Source organism: Peribacillus sp. Bi134 (assembly GCF_918698065.1).
Taxonomy (GTDB): domain Bacteria; phylum Bacillota; class Bacilli; order Bacillales; family DSM-1321; genus Peribacillus.
Window position 1 is genome coordinate 289,964 of sequence record NZ_CAKKLN010000004.1, and the last position, 20,041, is coordinate 310,004.

A 20,041-nucleotide genomic window follows, 5' to 3' on the forward strand; every position below is an offset into this window, starting at 1 on the left:
ACATGGAAGGTGAGCCCATGATTTATTTTGATAATAGTGCAACAACAAAACCATATCCCGAAGTAATCGAATCATTCATGAAGGTTACTTCGGACTATTTCGGGAACCCCTCTTCACTTCATGGACTTGGGGTGCAATCCGAAAAACTGCTTTCCGCTGCAAGAAAGCAAATCGCTGATTTATTAAAGGTGAAGAGTTCGGAAATATATTTCACTTCCGGGGGGACGGAAGGAAATAATCTTGCCATTAAAGGAACCGCACACTTTCAGGGAAATCGCGGCAAACACATAATCACGACAGCGATTGAACATCCTTCTGTAGAAGATGCATGCCAATCATTGACGAAAATGGGGTATGAGATCACATATCTTCCCGTTAATGAATTTGGGCAAATTGATGTAATGGACCTAAAGGATGCATTGAGGGAGGATACCATTCTGGTTTCCGTCATGCATGTTAATAATGAAGTTGGCTCGATACAGCCGATTGCTGAAATCGGCAAATTGATAAAACAATACCCAAACGTGCTCTTTCATGTCGATAATGTGCAGGGAGCAGGCAAAGTTTCTTTATCATTGCGTGATGCCAATGTGGATTTATGTACAATTTCCGGCCACAAGGTCCACGGCTTGAAGGGGACGGGCATCCTTTATGTTCGTGAAGGCGTTCGGATCGATCCGCTTTTCCATGGCGGCAATCAAGAAACGAAAATCAGGAGCGGCACCGAAAATGTTGCGGGAATCGTCGCCCTATCGAAGGCTTTGCGTATTAGTATGAACAATCAATTGCTGTATCATGATAAGCTGCAGCAAATCAAAACTTATTTATATAAAGGTTTGAAGGAAATGGACGGGGTATTGGTTAACAGTCCTGAAGAAGGGGCACCACATATTGTGAATTTTTCCGTTCCCGGACTTAAATCCGAGGTATTGCTGCATGCACTAGAATCGGAAGGAATATATGTTTCGACAACTAGTGCCTGTTCTTCGAAAAAAAGGACGATAAGCAAAACGGTGGATGCAATGTTCCATAATTCGGCTCGTTCCGAAAGCGTCATCCGAATCAGTACTACCTATGGCAATGAAATGGAAGAAGCAAAGCAAGTTCTGGCGGCGATACAGAAAATAGTCGCTAATTTAGAAAAAATAATGAGGGTTGCAAAATGAAATTTGATCATATAATTATCCGTTATGGAGAAATCTCCACGAAAAAAAGAAACCGTAAAGGCTTTGTAGACAAAATGAAGGCACATATTCGCTGGAGTTTAAAAGATATTGAAGGTGTAGTGCTTACAGCCAACCGGGAGCGGATGTACGTACTCCTGAACGGTGCTGACCATAAGCCTGTCATTGAACGATTGAAAGGCATTTTTGGAATTCAGTCATTAAGCCCTGCGATAAAAATAGAGCGTGATCTGGAAGGGATGAAAACGGCAGCATTGTATTACCTGAATCATACTCTTGAAGAGGTAAAAACGTTCAAGATCACGACAAAACGCGCGGATAAGGATTTTCCATATAATACCGATGAAATTAACAGGGCAATCGGCGGGCATTTGCTTCGAAATACAGAGGATTTAAAAGTGGATGTAAAGAACCCTGATTTGAACCTGTTAGTGGAAGTGAGACGCGAAGCCGTGTATTTGACAGGTGAAATCATCCAGGGGGCAGGCGGTCTTCCATTCGGGTCAAGCGGAAAGGCGATGCTGATGCTTTCAGGCGGGATTGATAGCCCTGTTGCGGGATTCCTTTCGATGAAACGGGGATTGGACGTGGAAGCTATCCATTTCTACAGCCCACCGTTCACGAGCGAACGTTCACGTCAAAAGGTCATTGATTTGGCGGGCAAGCTTGCCGAAATAAATGGAAGCATGAAAGTGCATATCGTTCCATTTACGGAAATCCAATTATTAGTTCAAAAGCAAATCCCGGAAAACTACTCAATGACTACTACCCGTCGTTTAATGATGCGGGTCGCCGATCGAATTCGTGAAAAGGAAGAAGCCATGGCACTGATTACCGGTGAAAGCCTTGGGCAGGTTGCGAGCCAGACGATGAGCAGCATGTTCGCCATCAATGAGGTGACGAATACACCGATCCTGCGCCCCCTGATTACCATGGATAAAACGGAAATCATCAAAATTGCAAGAGAGCTTGATACTTTTGAAATATCCAATCTGCCGTATGAGGATTGCTGTACGGTCTTTACGCCGGCAAGCCCAAAAACGAAACCGAAACGTGAAAAAGTCAATTACTATGAAAGCTTCGTCGACTTTGATTCGTTGATTGAAAAAGCAGTCTCCGAAACAGAAGTATTGACAGTTAAACCTGGTCAGACTTTCGATAAGGAAGAAGCGATGGAAGACTTATTTTAATATCCTGTAATTACCAATAAAATAGTGCGAATGAAGCCATGTGTTTTAACACACTCTATAATCACAAGGAGGTGAAAAACACATGGCAAACAACAACAGCTCAAACGAATTATTGGTACCTGGAGTGGAACAAGCTCTACAACAAATGAAATATGAAATCGCTACAGAATTCGGCGTACAACTTGGTGCCGACACAACATCTCGCGCTAACGGTTCAGTTGGTGGAGAAATCACAAAACGCCTTGTTCAAATGGCTGAACAACAATTAGGCGGAGGCTTCAACAGATAATTTAATAAATATGGCTACAGAGAGCGGGTTTTAACACCCGCTCTCTTTACGTTTGCGGACTGAATTCGTGGACGGCTGAATAATTAACGATTTAATAAATTCCTTAGTTTTACTACATAATTGTTTACTGTTTTATATAATATGAAACCTTATTGGATGGAAGAGTTTTGCGACACTCCTGCCGAATAACTGGCTAGCCAAGACCCCACAGGCGCTTGCGCCAAGGAGGCTTGGCAGACAGTCGGCGGAAAGAGAGCGGATTTCTGAAATCAGCGGAATTTTTAAAAAGAAAAACTGCAGACAAACTCACTTTAAGAGTTGTCAAAAGGCTATAAGAGAGTGGATTCCTAAACCCGCTCTCTTTATTTATTTGTAAAAATAAATAGAAATATTAGAGAAGTATCTTGTATAATGAGTAGGTACTAAGAGTTCATAATTGGAGGGGAAGAATATGAAGCGTGAAGACTTATTGGCTCCGGAACATTACAACTTAGTGAGTGAAATGGAACGTTATGCAAAAGATCCAGAAAAAGTTGCCGTACTCTGGGAGAACGAAACCGGAGATAAAAAACAACTTACATATGAGAATTTATTAAAAAGTGCAAATAAAATTGGAAATGCCTTAAAGAAAAAAGGACTGGGTAAAGGTGATACGGTCCTTATCATAATTCCTCGTTTGGTGGAAGCTTATCAAGTGTATTTAGCCGCATTGAAAATTGGCATGATTGTCATACCTTGTTCGGAAATGCTTCGTGCGAAGGACTTGCAGTATCGAGTCAACCATGGTGATGTCAAAGGAATCATCAGTTATCATGAATATACTCATGAATTGAATGAAATAGAAGGAGCGGAAAGCCTTCTGAAATTCTCAATCGGAAAACGAATCGAAAATTGGCTGGATTTGAATGAGCTTGCCGACGAAGAATCCGATCAGCTGCAATTGGCCGACACGAAGAGTGGGGATATGGCGTTCTTATCGTATACTTCCGGAACGACAGGCAATCCAAAAGGGGTCGTCCATACACATGGCTGGGCTTATGCCCACTTGAAAACGTCTGCTGCAAACTGGCTCGGCATCAGCGAAACGGATGTGGTTTGGGCAACTGCGGGTCCAGGGTGGCAAAAGTGGATTTGGAGTCCTTTCCTGGCGGTTCTAGGAACGGGAGCGACCGGTCTTGCTTACCATGGGAAGTTCGAGGCGAAAAAATATCTTCAGCTGCTTCAGGACTACAAAGTGAATGCATTATGCTGCACACCAACCGAGTATCGATTGATTGCAAAGGTGGAAAACCTTGATGACTATGATTTATCCCATCTTCATAGTGCTGTATCAGCGGGAGAGCCTTTAAATCAAAAAGTGTTCGAGGTCTTTAAAAACCATTTCCATATTGAAGTGCGTGATGGATATGGACAGACCGAAAATACCCTGTTGGTAGGTGTAACAAAAGGAATGGAAATTAAATTGGGCTCCATGGGCAAACCGACACCGGGCAACCATGTGGATATCATTGATGATTCCGGTAAGCCCTGTTCTCCTGGTGTAGTGGGTGATATTGCCGTACATGTCGATACACCTGCACTCTTTAAAGAATATTTTAAAGATCCCGAGCGGACATCGCAGCAATTCCGTGGGGATTATTATATCACTGGCGATCAGGCGAAAAAGGATGAGGATGGTTACTTCTGGTTTGAGGGTCGTTCCGATGATATCATCATCAGCTCGGGATATACGATTGGACCGTTTGAAGTGGAAGATGCACTCGTTAAGCATCCATATGTTAAAGAGTGTGCCGTTATAGCAAGTCCTGATGAAATAAGGGGAAATGTGGTTAAGGCGTATGTCGTCTTGATGGATGATATCGATCCGAACAGCCAGGACTTGATCAAGACGCTTCAATCGCACGTGAAAGAATTGACTGCCCCATATAAATATCCAAGGAAAATCGAATTTTTAGAAGAGCTGCCCAAAACGACATCAGGTAAAATCAAACGGGTGGATTTACGGAAAAGGGAAGAAGCACTCCTTAACAATTGATCGAAATGCATGACCGTCAGCCTCCAAGGCTGGCGTTTTTTATTGACAGGGGCTTGGATAAAAGCATAAATATGGGAATTCGTGATATGAGATGGTACACTTACTGCATATCTGCACAGTAACAATCATTTAATAAGGAGTGTAAAGCCGGTGGGAACGTTATGGTTCAATGGGTCGATTTATACAATGATTAAAGAAAATGATCAAGTGGAGGCAGTCTACACTGAAAAGGGGGTAATTGTTGATACCGGCAGCCAGGGCTATTTGAAAAATGAGTATGCCGGCAATATTTCCAGGGAAATCGACTTAAAAGGACAAACGATGTTGCCGGGGTTAGTGGATAGTCACCTTCATTTGGTCGGGCATGGTGAAAGGCTGCTTCGTTTAGACCTTTCTTTGATGGATAGCAGGGAGTCGATCATGAAATCCTTGAAGGAAAAGTGCTCAAAGACCCCGGCTGGAAAGTGGATTGTTGCCGAAGGGTGGAATGAAAACGAATGGCCGAGTCCTGAATTGATATTACGGGATGAGCTCGATGTGATATCGACGGAACATCCCATCGTATTGAAAAGGATTTGCCGTCATGCCTTGGTGGTCAATTCCCGCGCCCTTTTGGAAGCGGATATTAAAGAAGATATTAAAGAACCTTCAGGCGGGGTGATTTGCCGTTATCCTGACGGACTTTTAAATGGTTTATTTAAAGAAAGTCAGGCACAGAACCTTATTTTAGACAGTCTTCCCGGCATTGATCAAGAGTATATCGAAAACGCACTCACAGAGGCCATAGAAGACGCATATAAGCTAGGTTTGACTGGCGGACATACTGAGGACCTCCATTACTATAATGGCTTCATGCCGACATATCAGGCGTTTAAATCGGTAATCGAGGACCGGGAAATGGCCTTTCGCGCGAACTTGCTTGTCCATCATGAAGCGTTTGAAGAAATGCTGGCAGCAGGAGGCGGTTATCAGAAAGGTACGCGATATATTAAATTCGACAGCATGAAGATATTTACGGATGGCTCCTTAGGGGGACGAACAGCCCTGTTGAGCGAGCCTTATGTAGATCAAAAGAATACGAATGGAGTCGCGATATTTACTGAAAACGAGCTTCAGGAATGGGTGAAAAAAGCAAGGGCTGCCGGAATGCCGATTGCTGTCCATGCGATTGGCGATCTCGCTTTTGAATACGTCTTGAATGCAATTGAGGCACTCCCCCCGCAAGAGGGACAGAGGGACCGGCTCATCCATGCACAGATCGTCCGGCCGGAGCTGTTGCAGCGGGCGGCAAAGCTGCCGTTAATCTTTGATATCCAACCGGGCTTCGTCCCGTCCGATTTTCCGTGGGTGGAAGAAAAGGTTCCAGCCAATCTGTTGGAATCCTCATATGCCTGGAAAACCTATTTGAATTTGGGCATCATTTGTGCGGGTGGGTCGGATGCACCCATTGAGCCATTAAATCCAATTTTGGGCATTCATGCAGCTGTCACAAGGATGAAAATCAATAGTGAGGACCATACCGTATATGGCTTGTCTGAAAGGCTTTCCGTTTACGAGGCTTTCGCATTGTATACCAAAGGGAGTGCTGCAGCAATCGGCCAGGAAAAACGCCGCGGTGTGATCAATAAAGGGTACGATGCCGATTTTACCGTGTTTAATCTGGATGTCTTTGCTGTTGCGCCGGATGACCTCCTAAAAGCTGAGGCGGTCATGACGGTCATCGATGATAAAATCATGTATGATAAAAATTAACAGTTGCAAAAAAAGAAATGGAAATACAAAATTGTTAGATGGAATTAGATAAAGGAATGTAAATGGAAAGAAGGCTTGTTATGAAAGTGGATGAACAAAAAGAAGGGGCGATTTATGCAGCCCTTTCTTACATGATGTGGGGAATCGTGCCGATTTACTGGAAGTTCCTTCAGGGAGTCGGTGCAATAGAAATTTTAGCTCAGAGGGTATTATGGTCTTTCGTGTTCATGCTGGTTTTATTGATGTTCATGAAAAAATGGCAGGCGTTTCTTGTCTATGTCAAAAACATATTGGGAAATCCCAAACTCTTTGTGGCATTACTTACGGCGTCACTGCTTGTTACAGCTAATTGGGGAGTGTTCATCTGGGCCGTTAATACAGGACGGATCCTCGACACGAGCCTTGGATATTATATCAATCCGCTAGTCAGTGTACTATTGGGAGTGATAGTCTTAAAAGAAAAATTGAGCGGGGCCCAAATCATTTCATTCCTGCTTGCAGGAATCGGAGTCTTGATCCTGGGCATTCATTTCGGCACGATCCCGTGGATCTCTCTTGTTTTGGCCATGACCTTTGGATTATACGGTCTGGCAAAAAAAATGATCAAGGCTGAAGCGGCGATCGGGCTGACTCTTGAAACGATGATGGTAACGCCTCTGGCCCTAGGTTACCTGATTTACTTGATGAACCAATCAGAAATGCAGTTCTTTACAGCGGGAAGCACAAGCTTGCTGCTGGTGGGTGGCGGGATTGCCACGGCCTTGCCTCTTTTATATTTTGCGAAAGGGGCGGAGAAGATCCCGTTATCGATGCTTGGCATTTTTCAGTATATCGCTCCGACCTTATCTTTATTAATAGGCGTATTCATCTATCATGAAAGTTTTACCAAAGCACATCTTTTAGCCTTTTTGTTCATATGGTCAGCCTTGGCCGTTTATACACTATCCATAACGAAATGGGGTCAGGCGAATGCCCGCAGGCTTAAAGGCAAAGGGAATATTGGTGCATGAATAAGAAAAAATGCTTGGGAGGAGATCTCTCCCCAAGCATTTTTTTATGCGGGTATATAAAACAAAGAGGTCATGAAAGGTAAATCTTCGAACCTATTTCAGAAACAATACAATTGGAAAGGCTAGCAGGACAGTGATCGGGCTTTGCTCGGGGGATATTTAGTTGGAATTGTCTATAGAAGGAACTATCCAGGAAAATGATATGCGTTGTCAGGAATGCTGATATGGTTGCGTACGGCTTTCTATTGCTATTTAATTCATCGATGATTCCCTGTGACGTCGTTATCCCGATTCCGTGGCCATAAAAGAGGTTATTCCCTAATAATATGGCATTTTCACCTTGCCATTCAGGAGTTGTCTCGTCATGATCAGGGTTTATGAAGTAAACACAATCGCCTGGTAAATAATCCCTCCCTTTGTGAATATTAAGTTCCATGTTCTGTGGAGGGCGCCAGTCATATAAAAATAGGTTTGAAAAAAGGTAATCGAAATTCCTAGGGCCGATTGAATCCAAAATGGCCTTTAAAAAAGTGACGACGATTGCTGTCCCGCATTCGAAGGCATAAAGCCTTCCATTCATGAAAATGTCAACGAGTGCAGCATGAGGGAGAATCCCTGGCTGAAGGGTAAAGGTGCCATCCTTTGAAAGGTGCCAATATTGTTGATTGGATTGAGATTCCTCAAGTGTGGAAAATTCTGGACCGCTTTTATCCAACGCAATAGCTGCTTCTATGACTCGGTTCCTCAGCTGTATATCGAAATTAAACTCTCCAAAATTCCGGTATTCAAAAACGTTAGTATCTTCATCCAGCAATTGGAGAATTTCAAGCGACTCAGCAGATGCTATTCCTGGTTGGATGTGACTGACATCTAACCATCTGTGATTAATCTTTATCATGATCATATCCACCTTTTGCTTATTAAATTAACGGTTTATAAAACCAGTAAACATAAATGTCTACAGATAATGCTCATTATATGAATGCATGCAAAGAAATGACTATTTAGAAATTGTCAGCCACCGCTGCAGTCAAGAATGATTGGAATGAAAAGAGGCAGAATTACATTGATTTCAATGATTTTCGTTCCAAAAGATGTTTTGCTAGATATCCTTAAGAGTAAGGAATACCTTTCAAATTAGTGATAAGAAGCAAATTAGTATTCCCTTTTCCCTATGAATTGATATAATGAGAGAGAAAAGTTCATATGTGCGAGAAATGTAGGGGGGCCAGTACTGCTGGCTGAGATTGCATCCTTTAGATGCTGACTCTTTGAACCTGATCTGGGTGATGCCAGCGGAGGGAACATATTATTACTGACTTTCTGTTTTGTATGTTAACGTCCGAATTCATCTTCGGGCGTTTTTTGCTTTTTATCCAGTATTTGAATAGACCCTGGAGCCCCATTATGGTTCCGGCATATGGATCTTATATGATGTGTAGGAGGATAATAACTTGAATAAATTCTTACCACTGTTAACTTCGTTGTTCCTTTTGGCTGGATGTGGTGCAGGCGGAACTAATGAAAAAGAAGAAGCATCTAAAAATGAAGAATTAAAAAAGGTATCGGTCGTGCTCGATTGGACACCGAATACAAACCATACAGGATTGTATGTTGCCAAGGAAAAAGGTTACTTTAAAGAGCAAGGTCTTGATGTGGAAATTATCATGCCAGGTGAAGCTGGAGCGGATAAGCTTGTCGCTTCAGGAAAATCTGAATTTGGCGTGAGCTACCAGGAGGGCATAACACAGGCCCGCGTGCAGGGCGTGCCAATTGTTTCGATTGCTGCAGTCATCCAGCATAATACCTCTGGATTCGCTTCCCCTGAGGCAAAGGACATTAAAACTCCCAAGGATTTTGAAGGGAAAACGTATGGTGGCTGGGGTTCTCCGGTTGAAAAGGCCATTATTGATTCACTCATGAAAAAAGAAAATGCGGATGTAAATAAAGTGGATATAGTCAATACAGGAGACATGGATTTTTTCACTTCGGTTAAAAGGGATATAGATTTTGCCTGGATTTATTATGGATGGACAGGCATTGAGGCTGAGTTGCGAAATGAAAAGCTTAATATGGTTTACTTAACCGAATACTCTGATAAGCTTGATTACTATACGCCTGTTTTGACTACAAATGAAAAGATGATAAAAGAAGATCCCGAAACTGTTAAAGCATTCGTTCATGCAGCATCAAAAGGGTACCAGTTTGCGATTAAGAATCCTGCTGATGCAGCAGACATGTTAATTAAGTCTGCGCCGGATCTTGATGCAAAACTAGTTAAGAAAAGCCAGGAGTGGCTTGCAGCCAAGTATCAGGATGATGCTCCGCGTTGGGGTGAACAAAAACTGGAAATCTGGAAGAATTACAGTGATTGGATGACAGAAAACAAGCTTCTTGAAGGTGATTTCGATCCTGAAAAGGCATTTACCAATGAATTTTTACCAAAATAGGAGGAAATACGATGGCCAATTCATTAATTAGTATACAAATTATTCCTAAAGGGGAAAATGTCATCCCTATGGTCGATGAAGCAATCAAGATCATTGAAGAATCTGGTGTCAAGTATGAGGTTCACCCCCTTGAAACGACAATGGAGGGCGAGCTTTCCGAACTTTTTGCCGTGATAGAAAAAATGAATGTAAGAATGATTGAAATAGGATCGCCGAATGTCATTTCCCAAGTGAAAATATTATATCAACCAAGCGGGATTACGATGGATACGTTAACGGAGAAATATCGGGCATGATCGGAAGGGGAATTTGGAAGAAGGGGGCTCCCTTCTTTCTTTTATTATTGTTGCTGATAGTTTGGGAGTCAGTGACAGTCTTATTGAAGGTTGAACAATGGCTGCTTCCCGCTCCATCGGCCATTTTCATTGAAGGAATTGAGTCGTCGCGCAATCTTTACGGACACCTTATATCGACAACCGAGCTTGCGTTGTCGGGTTTTTTTATTGGAAGCTGCATCGGCTTATTGGTTGCTGCAACCTTACACCTATTTCCAGGTGTGAAGGACGCGGTTTATCCTCTGCTCATACTATCACAAAATATACCTATCATAGTTTTGGCCCCGCTATTGGTGATCTGGTTTGGCTTTGGCATGCTGCCTAAGCTAATAGTGATTTCGCTCGTATGTTTTTTTCCGGTTGCGGTTGCATCATTGGACGGTTTTCGCCAGACACCATACGAACTTAAGCATTATTTCAAGATGATGGGAGCGGGGAAAAACCAGTTATTTTGGAAGCTGGAATTTCCTCACTCAATCCCGTTCATTTTCTCCGGCCTGAAAATTTCGGCCACCTATAGCGTAATGGGTGCGGTTATTTCAGAGTGGCTCGGGGCAAAATCGGGGATTGGTGTTTATATGACGCTCGCGTCCTCTGCGTTCAGGACAGACCGGGTGTTTGTTGCCATTTTCATCATTATGGGAATGAGCCTGGTCTTTTTTGGAATCATCACCTTCCTGGAGAAATACTTAGTTTCTTGGAAGAGAAAGGAGGGCGGCAAGGATGAAGCTGGAAATTAAAGATGTCTCCTATTCTTTCGATGGTAAACAGAATATATTGGAGAACATGAATTTTCGTGTGGATGATGGGGAATTTGTCACGATCCTTGGGCCATCGGGCAGCGGTAAAAGTACTTTGTTCCACTTGATCGGAGGTATTTTGAAGCCGGATCATGGCATCATTTCACTGGATGGTAAAAAGATAAATGGTTTAAAGGGCCATATCAGCTATATGCCGCAGCAGCCTTCCCTTTTACCTTGGAGAACGGTATTGGAAAATGTTTTGCTGGGAAGTGAACTTGCTGGGATCAGAGATAAAGAAAAGGCAAAAGCCCTATTGATGAAAGCTGGATTAGAAGAGTATGAGAAAGCATATCCGCATGAATTATCAGGAGGCATGAAGCAAAGGTCCGCATTCATCCGGAGTATCTTAAGTCCACAGGACTTGATGTGCCTGGACGAACCCTTTTCTGCCTTGGATGAACTGACAAGATTGCAAATGCAAAAATGGCTGTTGTCGGTTTGGGAGGAAAATCGGAGGTCGGTGCTTTTTGTTACGCATAGCATAGATGAAGCGGTTTTCCTATCCGATAGAATTTATGTGTTATCTGCAAAACCGGCTGCGGTCATCAAAGAAGTCAAAGTTCCGTTTCCAAGGCCAAGAAGTGAAGAACAGCTTCTTAGTGATGAATTTTTTCATTTGAAAAGAGAGTTATATGCAGCATTAATGCCAACTCTTTCTACTTAAGTAAGGAGGCTATTAAATTTGAGAATCATCGACAGCCATATCCATTTGGATAAATATGATGTTGTTAAGCGGAAGCAGATTCTGACTGACATGGAAAAGGTTCATTTGCAATCCTTGCTGACTGTTTCCATGAATTTGGCTTCTTCTATTAACAATTATCAGCTTTCACTGGAGGATTCCCGAGTTAAGCCAGCCTTTGGCTTTCATCCAGAGCAGCCCCTCCCGAGTGATGAAGAAGTGAACGAATTATTGAACTGGATGCGGGAACATCGTCAAGATATGGTTGCCATAGGTGAGGTTGGACTGCCCTATTATCTAAGGCAGGAAAATCCCGATATGGATAACTCAGCGTATATAGGGATATTGGAGAAGTTCCTGGCTTTTGCTAAAGAGATGGAAAAGCCGGTTATCCTTCATGCCGTCCATGAAGATGCACCTATCGTTTGCGACCTTTTGGATAAGCATCAAATCACAAAGGCGCACTTTCATTGGTTTAAAGGAGATATCCGCACAGTCGAAAGAATGGCCGAAAAGGGCTACCGCATTTCGATTACACCTGATGTTTGTTATGAGAGGGAAATACAGGAATTAGTTTCGGCATACCCACTTAAGCTGATGATGATTGAAACGGATGGCCCATGGCAGTTTGAAGGGGTTTTCGAAGGGAAATGGACCCATCCCGGCATGATGCATGACAGTGTGCGTCAAATTGCTTCGATTAAAGGATTGCCGATTGAGGATGTTTATGAAACCCTTTATCAAAATACGAAAGATTTTTATCATATTTAAAGGTACCGGCTATCATATCCGGTACCTTTTTAGTACGTTCAAAGGAAGGTCCTTTTAACCTTTTCCCAAAAGGAATTGTCTTTTAGCTTAACGGTCTTGATGACTTTACCGCTTAACCGGACCTTTACCTGTTCGACATGATTGATGCTTAAGGCTTCATTGTCCATTCCGATGATCGGATAGCTTGGTCCGTTTTGTTCAAGGTGGATGGTCAAAGTCCTATCACCGCTAAGAATGAATGAGGAGCCTAAGGTCCGATAGGTATTATTATTGATGGAAGCAAGCTCGCTCACTTGAAAGCAAGGGAGAAGGGGATCGACAACCGCCCCATTGACCGATTTATTATAGGCGGTGCTTCCGGTCGGAGTAGCAATGATGATTCCGTCCCCGCGAAAAGTTTCAAAATGGAGTCGATCAATGAAAATATCCATGATGAACGTTTTGGTGATGGAAGACCGGATACTGAGTTCATTAAGGGCATAAAAGGAGGGCTGATCGTCCAATTGGATATCGATGGTTGGATATTTACGCACCTCGATTTGCTCTCTAGTCATGGCATCGATCATTTTATCCGTATCTTCCAAGTGGAAATCGCAATACATATTCAAGTTACCTGTGGTGGAAATGCCAGCATATAAACAGTCATCCCTGAACCCGGTTTTACGGGCTGCCTGCAGGAATGTGCCGTCATCACCGATGCTTACGATGATGTTTGCTTTTGTGAAATCCTGGATGACTTCATACGAATGTTGCTTCGCCAAGTCTGACAAGTATTCAACCTTGCTAAGCATCTCTGCATTCGGTGCATGGAAAAAATAAATATTCCTTCGAGTGTTCATCATGATCCCTCCTAGTATGTATGTTTATGAAAGGGCTTTCTTTTCTTTTGAAAAAGTAAAACCGCAGTACAAAATGCAGCTGTACATTTCGTACATTTTTATATGACATAGTTTATCATGGAATGAAGCACTTTTGTTAAAGCGGTAACGAAAAGAAAGAATGGTCCGTTCTTGCATGATTAACTAGGATCGTCTTTTTAGGAAGTGAAAAGAGAATAATGGTATAATGAATTCTCAGTAAGGGCTCTTTAAATCCCTGCCATACAAAGGGTAGGGTTCGGATATATAAGAAAGTAGGTTATGTGTATGAAAGTACATATCATTGCGCCGTATGAATCAATGATTCCAATTATAAAAGCGTGTTTGCCACTTTATCCAGACTTGGAAATAGGGTATTCCATAGGCGACTTGGAAAAGGGTGTTGAACTTGCAAAATTGGAAGCGGAAAACGGAGCGGATGCCATAATCAGCCGGGGAGGAACGGCCAAGTTAATTAAGAAATCGGTCAATATCCCAGTGATTGACATGCACCTTTCCGGTTATGATATGATCCGATCCCTGACATTGGCCAGTGAGCTTAAAGATAAAACGGCCATCGTAGGATTTTCAAATATAACATCAGGCGCCCAATCGATTATCGACTTATTGGACCTTCCTTTACAGGTTTATACGGTCCGTGAATCAAAAGATGTAGCTCCTCTCATCTTGACTTTGAAAAACGAGGGCTATAAACAGATTGTTGGTGATGTGATTACAATAAATACTACCATCTCTTATGGCATGAAAGGATTCCTCATTCAATCGGGAAAGGAATCTATCATAAGGGCCATCAATGATGCTAGGGAAATGATTGCCTATCTTCATTACAAAAGCGACATCAATAGGATGTATGAAAGGCTTTTAGTTAAAGAAGTCCATAATATCGTCATTTTAAACAGTGATAATCAAATCGTCTATGAGCATTTAAAGGATTTTGATTCCAACCCATTGAGCGATGATCAATATAGAACCATGAATGGAGAAGTGAACGTAAGTAAGCAGCTTCATACCAGTTTTTCACTGGATGGCAGAAGTATAGATGTGGACGGCTTTTGGCATGATGGTTTGTACTCATCATATGGTGTTTATGTATTAGATGCCAGTTCGATGAAACGATTCGATCAAAAAGGGGTGCAGATTAAGGCAGCTTCCATCTCAGAACCAATTGCCATGGATACAGTTCTCATAAATAATGTAACATCGCTCTATAAGAATCATGAAATCATTCACCTAAAAGGAAATCGAGGGACGGGTAAGGAGTTTCTTGTACATTATATACATAATGAACAAGCTAAAAATGGAAAGCTTCTTATAATTGATTTCAAAGAATTCAAGGAAGCTGAGCTTAACAAACTGCCTCTTGAGCATATCCGCACCATAACTCTGAAGAATATCGATTGTCTAAATGATTATGAACCATTAAGAGAATTTCTAAGCATTTGCTGCAGAAAAAGTCTATCGATATTCATTGTATCAAATGGTCAAGTCAACGAATCCATTGCTGGGCATTTTGCAATAAACACGATTCATATGCAGGATTTATCGCAACGAAAGAGCGATATAGGAAACTTAACGAAATTCTTTTTATCCTATTATCATCAAACGTATGGAACAACTGCAATGAATATAAAAAGTGATGCTCTTGCTCTTCTGGAAGAGTATTCGTATCCTAACAACATCGACGATTTAAAACAGTTAATTAAGCAAATAGCTTTAAATGAAAAAGAGTATGTGATACGAAAGGAAACCCTTCAGAAAATAATAGAAGATAATAACATTCCGACTGATATCTTCGTTTCGCAAAAAGCGACACTAAAAGAAATGGAAAAGTATATCATTCAGCGAGTTCTTAAAGAGGAAAATTATAATCAAACGAAAACTGCTGAACGATTGGGTATCAACCGGGCAACATTATGGCGCAAACTTAAAGAATGACTTTAAGTTTGTTTTTTTTGATTAATGTGTTGCATTTTTAAACTGTTTTTATAAAAAGTAGTTTTATATTTTTATAAGTGTTGCTTTTATTAACATCATATTTTAATATGAATATTGTAAGCGCTTTAATAATAAAACAAAGGGGTTTTTATTATGAGAATTAAAGCAACGCTTGATCGTATCCCAGGGGGGATGATGGTTGTTCCGCTATTGCTGGCAGCCACTATCAATACATTATTTCCTAGTCTATTAAGGATTGGCGGATTTACGGAAGCACTGTTCGTGAACAGTTCAAGTGCTTTGATAGCATTATTCCTCTTAATTGCCGGAACGCAAATCAATCTTCGTACAGCAGGCACTTCGGTGAAAAAGGGCGTTACACTTTTAACATATAAGTGGGTGTTAGGAGCACTGGTCGGCCTAATTGGGTTCTGGCTGGCAGATAGTAACGGATTGTTCTTAGGGATGGCACCATTGGCAATTATTGCAGCCATGACAAATTCCAATGGCGGGCTTTATATTGCATTAGCCGGTCAGTATGGGAAAGAAGAAGACAAGGCCGCCTACCCATTTCTCGCTTTAAGTGATGGTCCATTCTTAACAATGGTAGCGCTTGCTATTTTCGGGACAATGGGCTTCGCTGATGGCATGTTCTCTCCAACTTCGTTCATAGCCGTATTGCTTCCGCTGCTAGTCGGGGTGGTATTAGGGAATTTGGATTCCGAGATGAAAGATTTTCTTTCTAAAGGAAGCGATAAGCTTGTTCCATTCTTTGCTTTTTCATTAGGTATGGGGATTAATTTCACAGCGATAATCCAAGGTGGATTAAGTGGAGTATTGCTTGGTGTGATTACAGTTCTCCTAACTGGTGGAGGAGGGTATCTGATCTTTAAGTGGATAGGATGGAACCCGATTGTCGGTGCTTCTGAAGGCTCCACTGCGGGTAACGCCGTCGGGACTCCGGTGGCTATCGTGGCAGCGAATGCTTCATTCGGGATCCATGCGGAGCTTGCTACTGTACAAATTGCAGCAAGTGTCGTGACAACAGCTATTCTTCTCCCGATATTCATCGGCTTCCTATCCAAGCATTTGGATAAGAAGGGTGGAGTGGCTAAATACAATAATTAGGCTAGCCCATGCTTTGGAGGGGATTTAAATGAAATTAGCGATTATTGCGGATGATTTAACTGGCGCCAATGATAGCGGAGTCCAATTGGCTCGACATGGTCTTAAAACGACCGTACTATTTGGATTGGATGAAGAAAATGTACGGGATTATGATGCCGTCGTATTTGATACAGACAGCCGCTCACTTGAGAGGCAGGATGCTTATGATAAAGTCAAGGCAGCGGCAGGCTTTTTAAAGCGGGCTGGCTTCTCAACGATCTTCAAAAAGCTAGATTCGACAATGCGCGGAAATATCGGTGCTGAAATCGATGCCATCTATGATGCTGTAAGGCCGGATTTAGTCATGATCGCTCCGGGGTATCCTAAAAATGGAAGATCAATTCTGGATTCTACCCACTATTTAAATGGTATTCCTCTTGGAGAAACAGAGATTTCCAAGGACCCAAAAACGCCTGTGACCCAATCTTATCTGCCAGAGTTGATTGGCGCCCAGACATCACATAAAATTGGTACAATTACAGTGAAGGATTTGGACAAAGGCAAAAACCATGTGAACAGTATGTTATTAGGTTTTGCAAAGGATTCGATAACGTATATCATCATCGATGCAACCGAAGAGCAGCATTTGAAAGACATATTGAATTATACAAAGGAAATGAATATTGACGTGGCATGGGCGGGATCGGCAGGGATCGCCAATTACCTGCCTGACCATTATTCCATACCACACAAGGAAAATCGATTGAAGATTCCTAATTCAAGCTCGCCGGTCCTTACAGTGATCGGAAGTGTAAATAAGAATTCACGGAAACAATTGAAAAAAATGTTGGAACAGACCCAGGTACATGCCATATCATTCGAGTCCCATAAAGCTGTAGGGGAAGACCGGGAAAGAACTGAGGAAATCAGGAGAGTCTATCATGAGGCCATCCAAATGGCAGCACAAGGGCAGGATGTCGTCATTTATTCCACTGCAGAAAACGCGGATATTGAAAGGGCTTGGAAAACAGGCGAATCTAAAGGCCTTACTCATACACAGGTCAGTAACGAGATTGTGAAAGCGATTGGAACAGTATGTTCTGTCCTGTTAGAGAAACAATATTTTAAAGGTGTGACAATGACAGGCGGCGATACAGCCAAGCAAATATGCAATCTATGGGATGTAAAAGGTTTCGAATTGCTGGATGAACTGGAAATAGGGGTCCCGATCTCCAAATTCCTAGGTAATGACGCTATTCATGTCGTCACGAAAGCTGGAGGATTTGGTTCAGAGGACGTATTTATCCATGCGATGAATAAGTTGAAGGGGGAGAATGATTGATGAGACCCATTATCGGAATTACGATGGGAGATGCAGCGGGAATTGGCCCGGAAATTATCGTAAAAGCATTGGCTCACGTTGAGGTGTATCAACAGTGCAGGCCGCTTATTATCGGAGATGCGAAAATAATAGAAAAGGTAAAGCCTATCGTAGGCTTTGAGGGGATGGTTCATGCCATAAAAGATCCTGCAGAGGCGAAATATGAGTTCGGTTCGATAGATGTTCTGGATCTGGACATCCTACCATTGGACCTTCCGTTTGGAGAGGTATCTGGTTTAGCGGGAGACGGCGCCTTTCAATTCTTGGCAAAGGCCATCGACCTGGCAAAGGAGAAGAAAATTCATTCAATCTGTACAGCCCCACTGAATAAAGAAGCGCTCCACAAAGGTGGTCATATGTATCCGGGTCATACAGAGATTCTTGCTGACCTTACGGATACAAATGACTTTTCGATGATGCTGACCACTCCCAATTTAAAGGTAATCCATTTGACGACTCATATGGGGCTGATTGAAGCTATCGAAAGCATTAATCCTGAACGGACGTACAAAGTAATTAAGCTTGCACATGAAACGCTGACAAAGGCGGGCTTCCAAAACCCAAGCATCGCCGTTTGTGGTATAAACCCTCATGCAGGGGAGAATGGCTTATTTGGAAATGGTGAAGAAGAAGAGAAGTTAATGCCTGGAATAGAGAAGGCACAGGCTGAAGGAATCAATGTAAGCGGGCCGCTTCCTGCAGATACATTGTTCTTCCGGGCTGGCCGTGGGGATTTTGATATTGTCATTGCCTGTTATCATGATCAGGGACATGCCCCAATCAAGGTTATGGGAATTGAGGCTGGGGTCAATATTACTGTAGGGCTCAAGGGCGGCATAGTCCGAACTTCCGTAGATCATGGCACAGCCTTTGATATCGCTGGAAAGAACATCGCTGATGAAAAAAGCATGCTTGCGGCCATTCAGTCAGCAATTGAATTAGCACCAAAGCAATAAATAGAGAAGCTGCCAGGATGATCCCGGCAGCTTTTTAGTTGAGCTGATTTTCCCTTTACGTGATTTACTGCTCAGCTCAAAAATTGAAACTTGGGAAAATTAATATATTAATGGATATTGAAAAAACAAATGGAGATTGTCCAAAATGAACCAATTCATTTCCAATTTGAGGATTATTTGCTACAATTTTATATGTCTTGGTTTATCATGGAATGAAACATTTTCGTCTTTAGTTCGTATGGTAAGAAGGATACATATATTTAAGGGGGAAAACAGATGAATGGAAAGCGTTGGGCGGCACTTGGAATTGCAGCCGTTTTATTTTTTGTTTCTATTGCTGTAGGGACGGCTACGACTCTATTTACAGCGGATACGGAAAATATCATTGATGATTTATTTGCTTCTGAAAGTGCATTTTACGAGGAAGTCATAGAAGGCGATGATTTCTCTAATGTTATTGCCGTATTCGATGTAGAGGGCACGATTCAAGATACAGGAGAAGCCTCATTACTTAGTTCGGCAACATATAATCACCGTGCCTTCATGGATAAGCTGAAGATGGCTGAGGAAAATGACGATATCAAAGGAATCATCCTTCGGGTGAATTCTCCAGGCGGCGGTGTCGTCGAAAGTGCAGAGATATATGAAAAGATCCTTGATATCAAGAAAGTGAAAAAACCTGTTTATGTATCAATGGGGTCTATGGCAGCTTCAGGTGGGTATTATATTTCTGCACCAGCCGATAAGATTTATGCTAGTCCGGAAACGATGACGGGTTCACTTGGTGTCATCATGCAGGGGTATAATTACGAGAAGTTGGCCAAGAAGTATGGTGTTGAGTTCCAAACCATCAAAAGCGGACCACACAAAGATATTATGAGTCCGACCCGGGAAATGACTGGTGAAGAACGTGAAATACTCCAAGACATGATCGATAATTCTTATGACCAATTTGTAAAAATCATTGCAGATGGACGCGGTATGTCAGAGAAGGAAGTAAGGGAAATCGCAGATGGCCGCATTTATGATGGACGTCAGGCTAAAGAAAACCATCTAATCGATGATTTCGGCCATTTGGATGATGTAATTGCCGCGATGAAAACGGATATCGGTGAAAAGGATGCTCAAGTTATCCGTTATACAGATGAGGCAGGATTCGGTTCATTATTCAGTATGGGTGCGCAAAAAATGTTGGGAAATGATGTGGAAACGGCAGTCTTGACAAAAATCCTTTCCTCTTCAAATTCTCCACGCTTAATGTATTTGTATGCGGAATAGGGGGG

General features: G+C 42.3%; 18 protein-coding genes and 1 riboswitch. Of the genes, 16 read left to right on the plus strand and 2 right to left on the minus strand.

Annotated features, from left to right (window positions below; all coding sequences use genetic code 11):
• Positions 1-17 precede the first annotated feature (17 nt).
• The 6 genes from LQ188_RS10035 to rarD all read left to right on the plus strand — a co-directional run bounded on the left by LQ188_RS10035 (position 18) and on the right by rarD (position 7,460).
• Entirely contained in the window at positions 18-1,166 is a 1,149-nt protein-coding gene (locus LQ188_RS10035; RefSeq protein WP_101222949.1) for a cysteine desulfurase family protein, read from the plus strand.
• Positions 1,163-2,374 carry a tRNA uracil 4-sulfurtransferase ThiI gene (gene thiI / locus LQ188_RS10040; protein WP_101222948.1) on the plus strand — a complete coding sequence of 404 codons (1,212 nt, stop codon included), beginning with the start codon at positions 1,163-1,165 and terminating at the stop codon, positions 2,372-2,374. Before LQ188_RS10035 ends, thiI begins: the two co-directional genes overlap by 4 nt.
• A gap of 82 nt (positions 2,375-2,456) precedes the next feature.
• Positions 2,457-2,663, plus strand: a complete 207-nt coding sequence (locus LQ188_RS10045; protein ID WP_034309203.1) for an alpha/beta-type small acid-soluble spore protein — start codon at positions 2,457-2,459, stop codon at positions 2,661-2,663.
• A gap of 451 nt (positions 2,664-3,114) precedes the next feature.
• Positions 3,115-4,698 (plus strand): acyl--CoA ligase, encoded by a 1,584-nt coding sequence (locus LQ188_RS10050; protein ID WP_101222947.1) that lies wholly within the window; start codon positions 3,115-3,117, stop codon positions 4,696-4,698.
• A gap of 150 nt (positions 4,699-4,848) precedes the next feature.
• Positions 4,849-6,450, plus strand: coding sequence for an amidohydrolase (locus tag LQ188_RS10055; RefSeq protein WP_101222946.1), 1,602 nt, complete (start codon positions 4,849-4,851; stop codon positions 6,448-6,450).
• A gap of 80 nt (positions 6,451-6,530) precedes the next feature.
• The gene (rarD, locus tag LQ188_RS10060; RefSeq protein ID WP_101222945.1) at positions 6,531-7,460 is read left to right on the plus strand and encodes an EamA family transporter RarD; all 930 of its coding nucleotides are present in this window, start codon (positions 6,531-6,533) and stop codon (positions 7,458-7,460) included.
• Positions 7,461-7,530: 70 nt separating this feature from the next.
• Here the strand turns inward: rarD and LQ188_RS10065 are convergent, their stop codons facing one another.
• Positions 7,531-8,358, minus strand: coding sequence for a protein-glutamine gamma-glutamyltransferase (locus LQ188_RS10065; RefSeq protein WP_230176735.1), 828 nt, complete (start codon positions 8,356-8,358; stop codon positions 7,531-7,533).
• 313 nt (positions 8,359-8,671) lie between these two features.
• A riboswitch (TPP riboswitch) is annotated at positions 8,672-8,781 on the plus strand.
• Between the two features lie 133 nt (positions 8,782-8,914).
• Here LQ188_RS10065 and LQ188_RS10070 point away from each other — a divergent pair.
• Genes LQ188_RS10070 through LQ188_RS10090 form a run of 5 tightly spaced genes read left to right on the plus strand, consistent with a single transcriptional unit; the run spans position 8,915 to position 12,501 of the window.
• Complete coding sequence (locus LQ188_RS10070) at positions 8,915-9,910, plus strand: ABC transporter substrate-binding protein (RefSeq protein WP_101222944.1); 996 nt, start codon at positions 8,915-8,917, stop codon at positions 9,908-9,910.
• A gap of 11 nt (positions 9,911-9,921) precedes the next feature.
• Entirely contained in the window at positions 9,922-10,206 is a 285-nt protein-coding gene (locus LQ188_RS10075; RefSeq protein WP_034309193.1) for a thiamine-binding protein, read from the plus strand.
• A complete protein-coding gene (locus tag LQ188_RS10080; RefSeq protein ID WP_101222943.1) occupies positions 10,203-10,985 on the plus strand; it encodes an ABC transporter permease in 783 nt (260 codons plus the stop codon). Before LQ188_RS10075 ends, LQ188_RS10080 begins: the two co-directional genes overlap by 4 nt.
• A complete protein-coding gene (locus LQ188_RS10085) occupies positions 10,969-11,712 on the plus strand; it encodes an ABC transporter ATP-binding protein (protein WP_101222942.1) in 744 nt (247 codons plus the stop codon). The genes LQ188_RS10080 and LQ188_RS10085 overlap by 17 nt, the downstream gene beginning before the upstream one ends.
• Positions 11,713-11,730: 18 nt before the next feature.
• Positions 11,731-12,501: a TatD family hydrolase gene (locus LQ188_RS10090; RefSeq protein ID WP_230176736.1), complete on the plus strand. Its 771-nt coding sequence runs from the start codon at positions 11,731-11,733 to the stop codon at positions 12,499-12,501.
• A gap of 38 nt (positions 12,502-12,539) precedes the next feature.
• Here the strand turns inward: LQ188_RS10090 and LQ188_RS10095 are convergent, their stop codons facing one another.
• Positions 12,540-13,340 carry an NAD kinase gene (locus LQ188_RS10095; protein WP_137018150.1) on the minus strand — a complete coding sequence of 267 codons (801 nt, stop codon included), beginning with the start codon at positions 13,338-13,340 and terminating at the stop codon, positions 12,540-12,542.
• A gap of 306 nt (positions 13,341-13,646) precedes the next feature.
• On the opposite strand from LQ188_RS10095, the gene LQ188_RS10100 reads away from it, so the two are divergent.
• The 5 genes from LQ188_RS10100 to sppA all read left to right on the plus strand — a co-directional run bounded on the left by LQ188_RS10100 (position 13,647) and on the right by sppA (position 20,036).
• Positions 13,647-15,314 (plus strand): sigma-54-dependent transcriptional regulator, encoded by a 1,668-nt coding sequence (locus LQ188_RS10100; RefSeq protein ID WP_230176737.1) that lies wholly within the window; start codon positions 13,647-13,649, stop codon positions 15,312-15,314.
• A 153-nt stretch (positions 15,315-15,467) separates the two neighbouring features.
• A complete protein-coding gene (locus tag LQ188_RS10105) occupies positions 15,468-16,442 on the plus strand; it encodes a 2-keto-3-deoxygluconate permease (protein ID WP_101222938.1) in 975 nt (324 codons plus the stop codon).
• Positions 16,443-16,470: 28 nt separating this feature from the next.
• Positions 16,471-17,763: a four-carbon acid sugar kinase family protein gene (locus LQ188_RS10110; RefSeq protein ID WP_230176738.1), complete on the plus strand. Its 1,293-nt coding sequence runs from the start codon at positions 16,471-16,473 to the stop codon at positions 17,761-17,763.
• Complete coding sequence (gene pdxA / locus LQ188_RS10115) at positions 17,763-18,758, plus strand: 4-hydroxythreonine-4-phosphate dehydrogenase PdxA (RefSeq protein WP_230176739.1); 996 nt, start codon at positions 17,763-17,765, stop codon at positions 18,756-18,758. The genes LQ188_RS10110 and pdxA overlap by 1 nt, the downstream gene beginning before the upstream one ends.
• Positions 18,759-19,034: 276 nt before the next feature.
• On the plus strand, positions 19,035-20,036 hold the full coding sequence (sppA, locus tag LQ188_RS10120; RefSeq protein WP_137018152.1) for a signal peptide peptidase SppA: 1,002 nt from the start codon (positions 19,035-19,037) through the stop codon (positions 20,034-20,036).
• Positions 20,037-20,041: the final 5 nt, after the last annotated feature.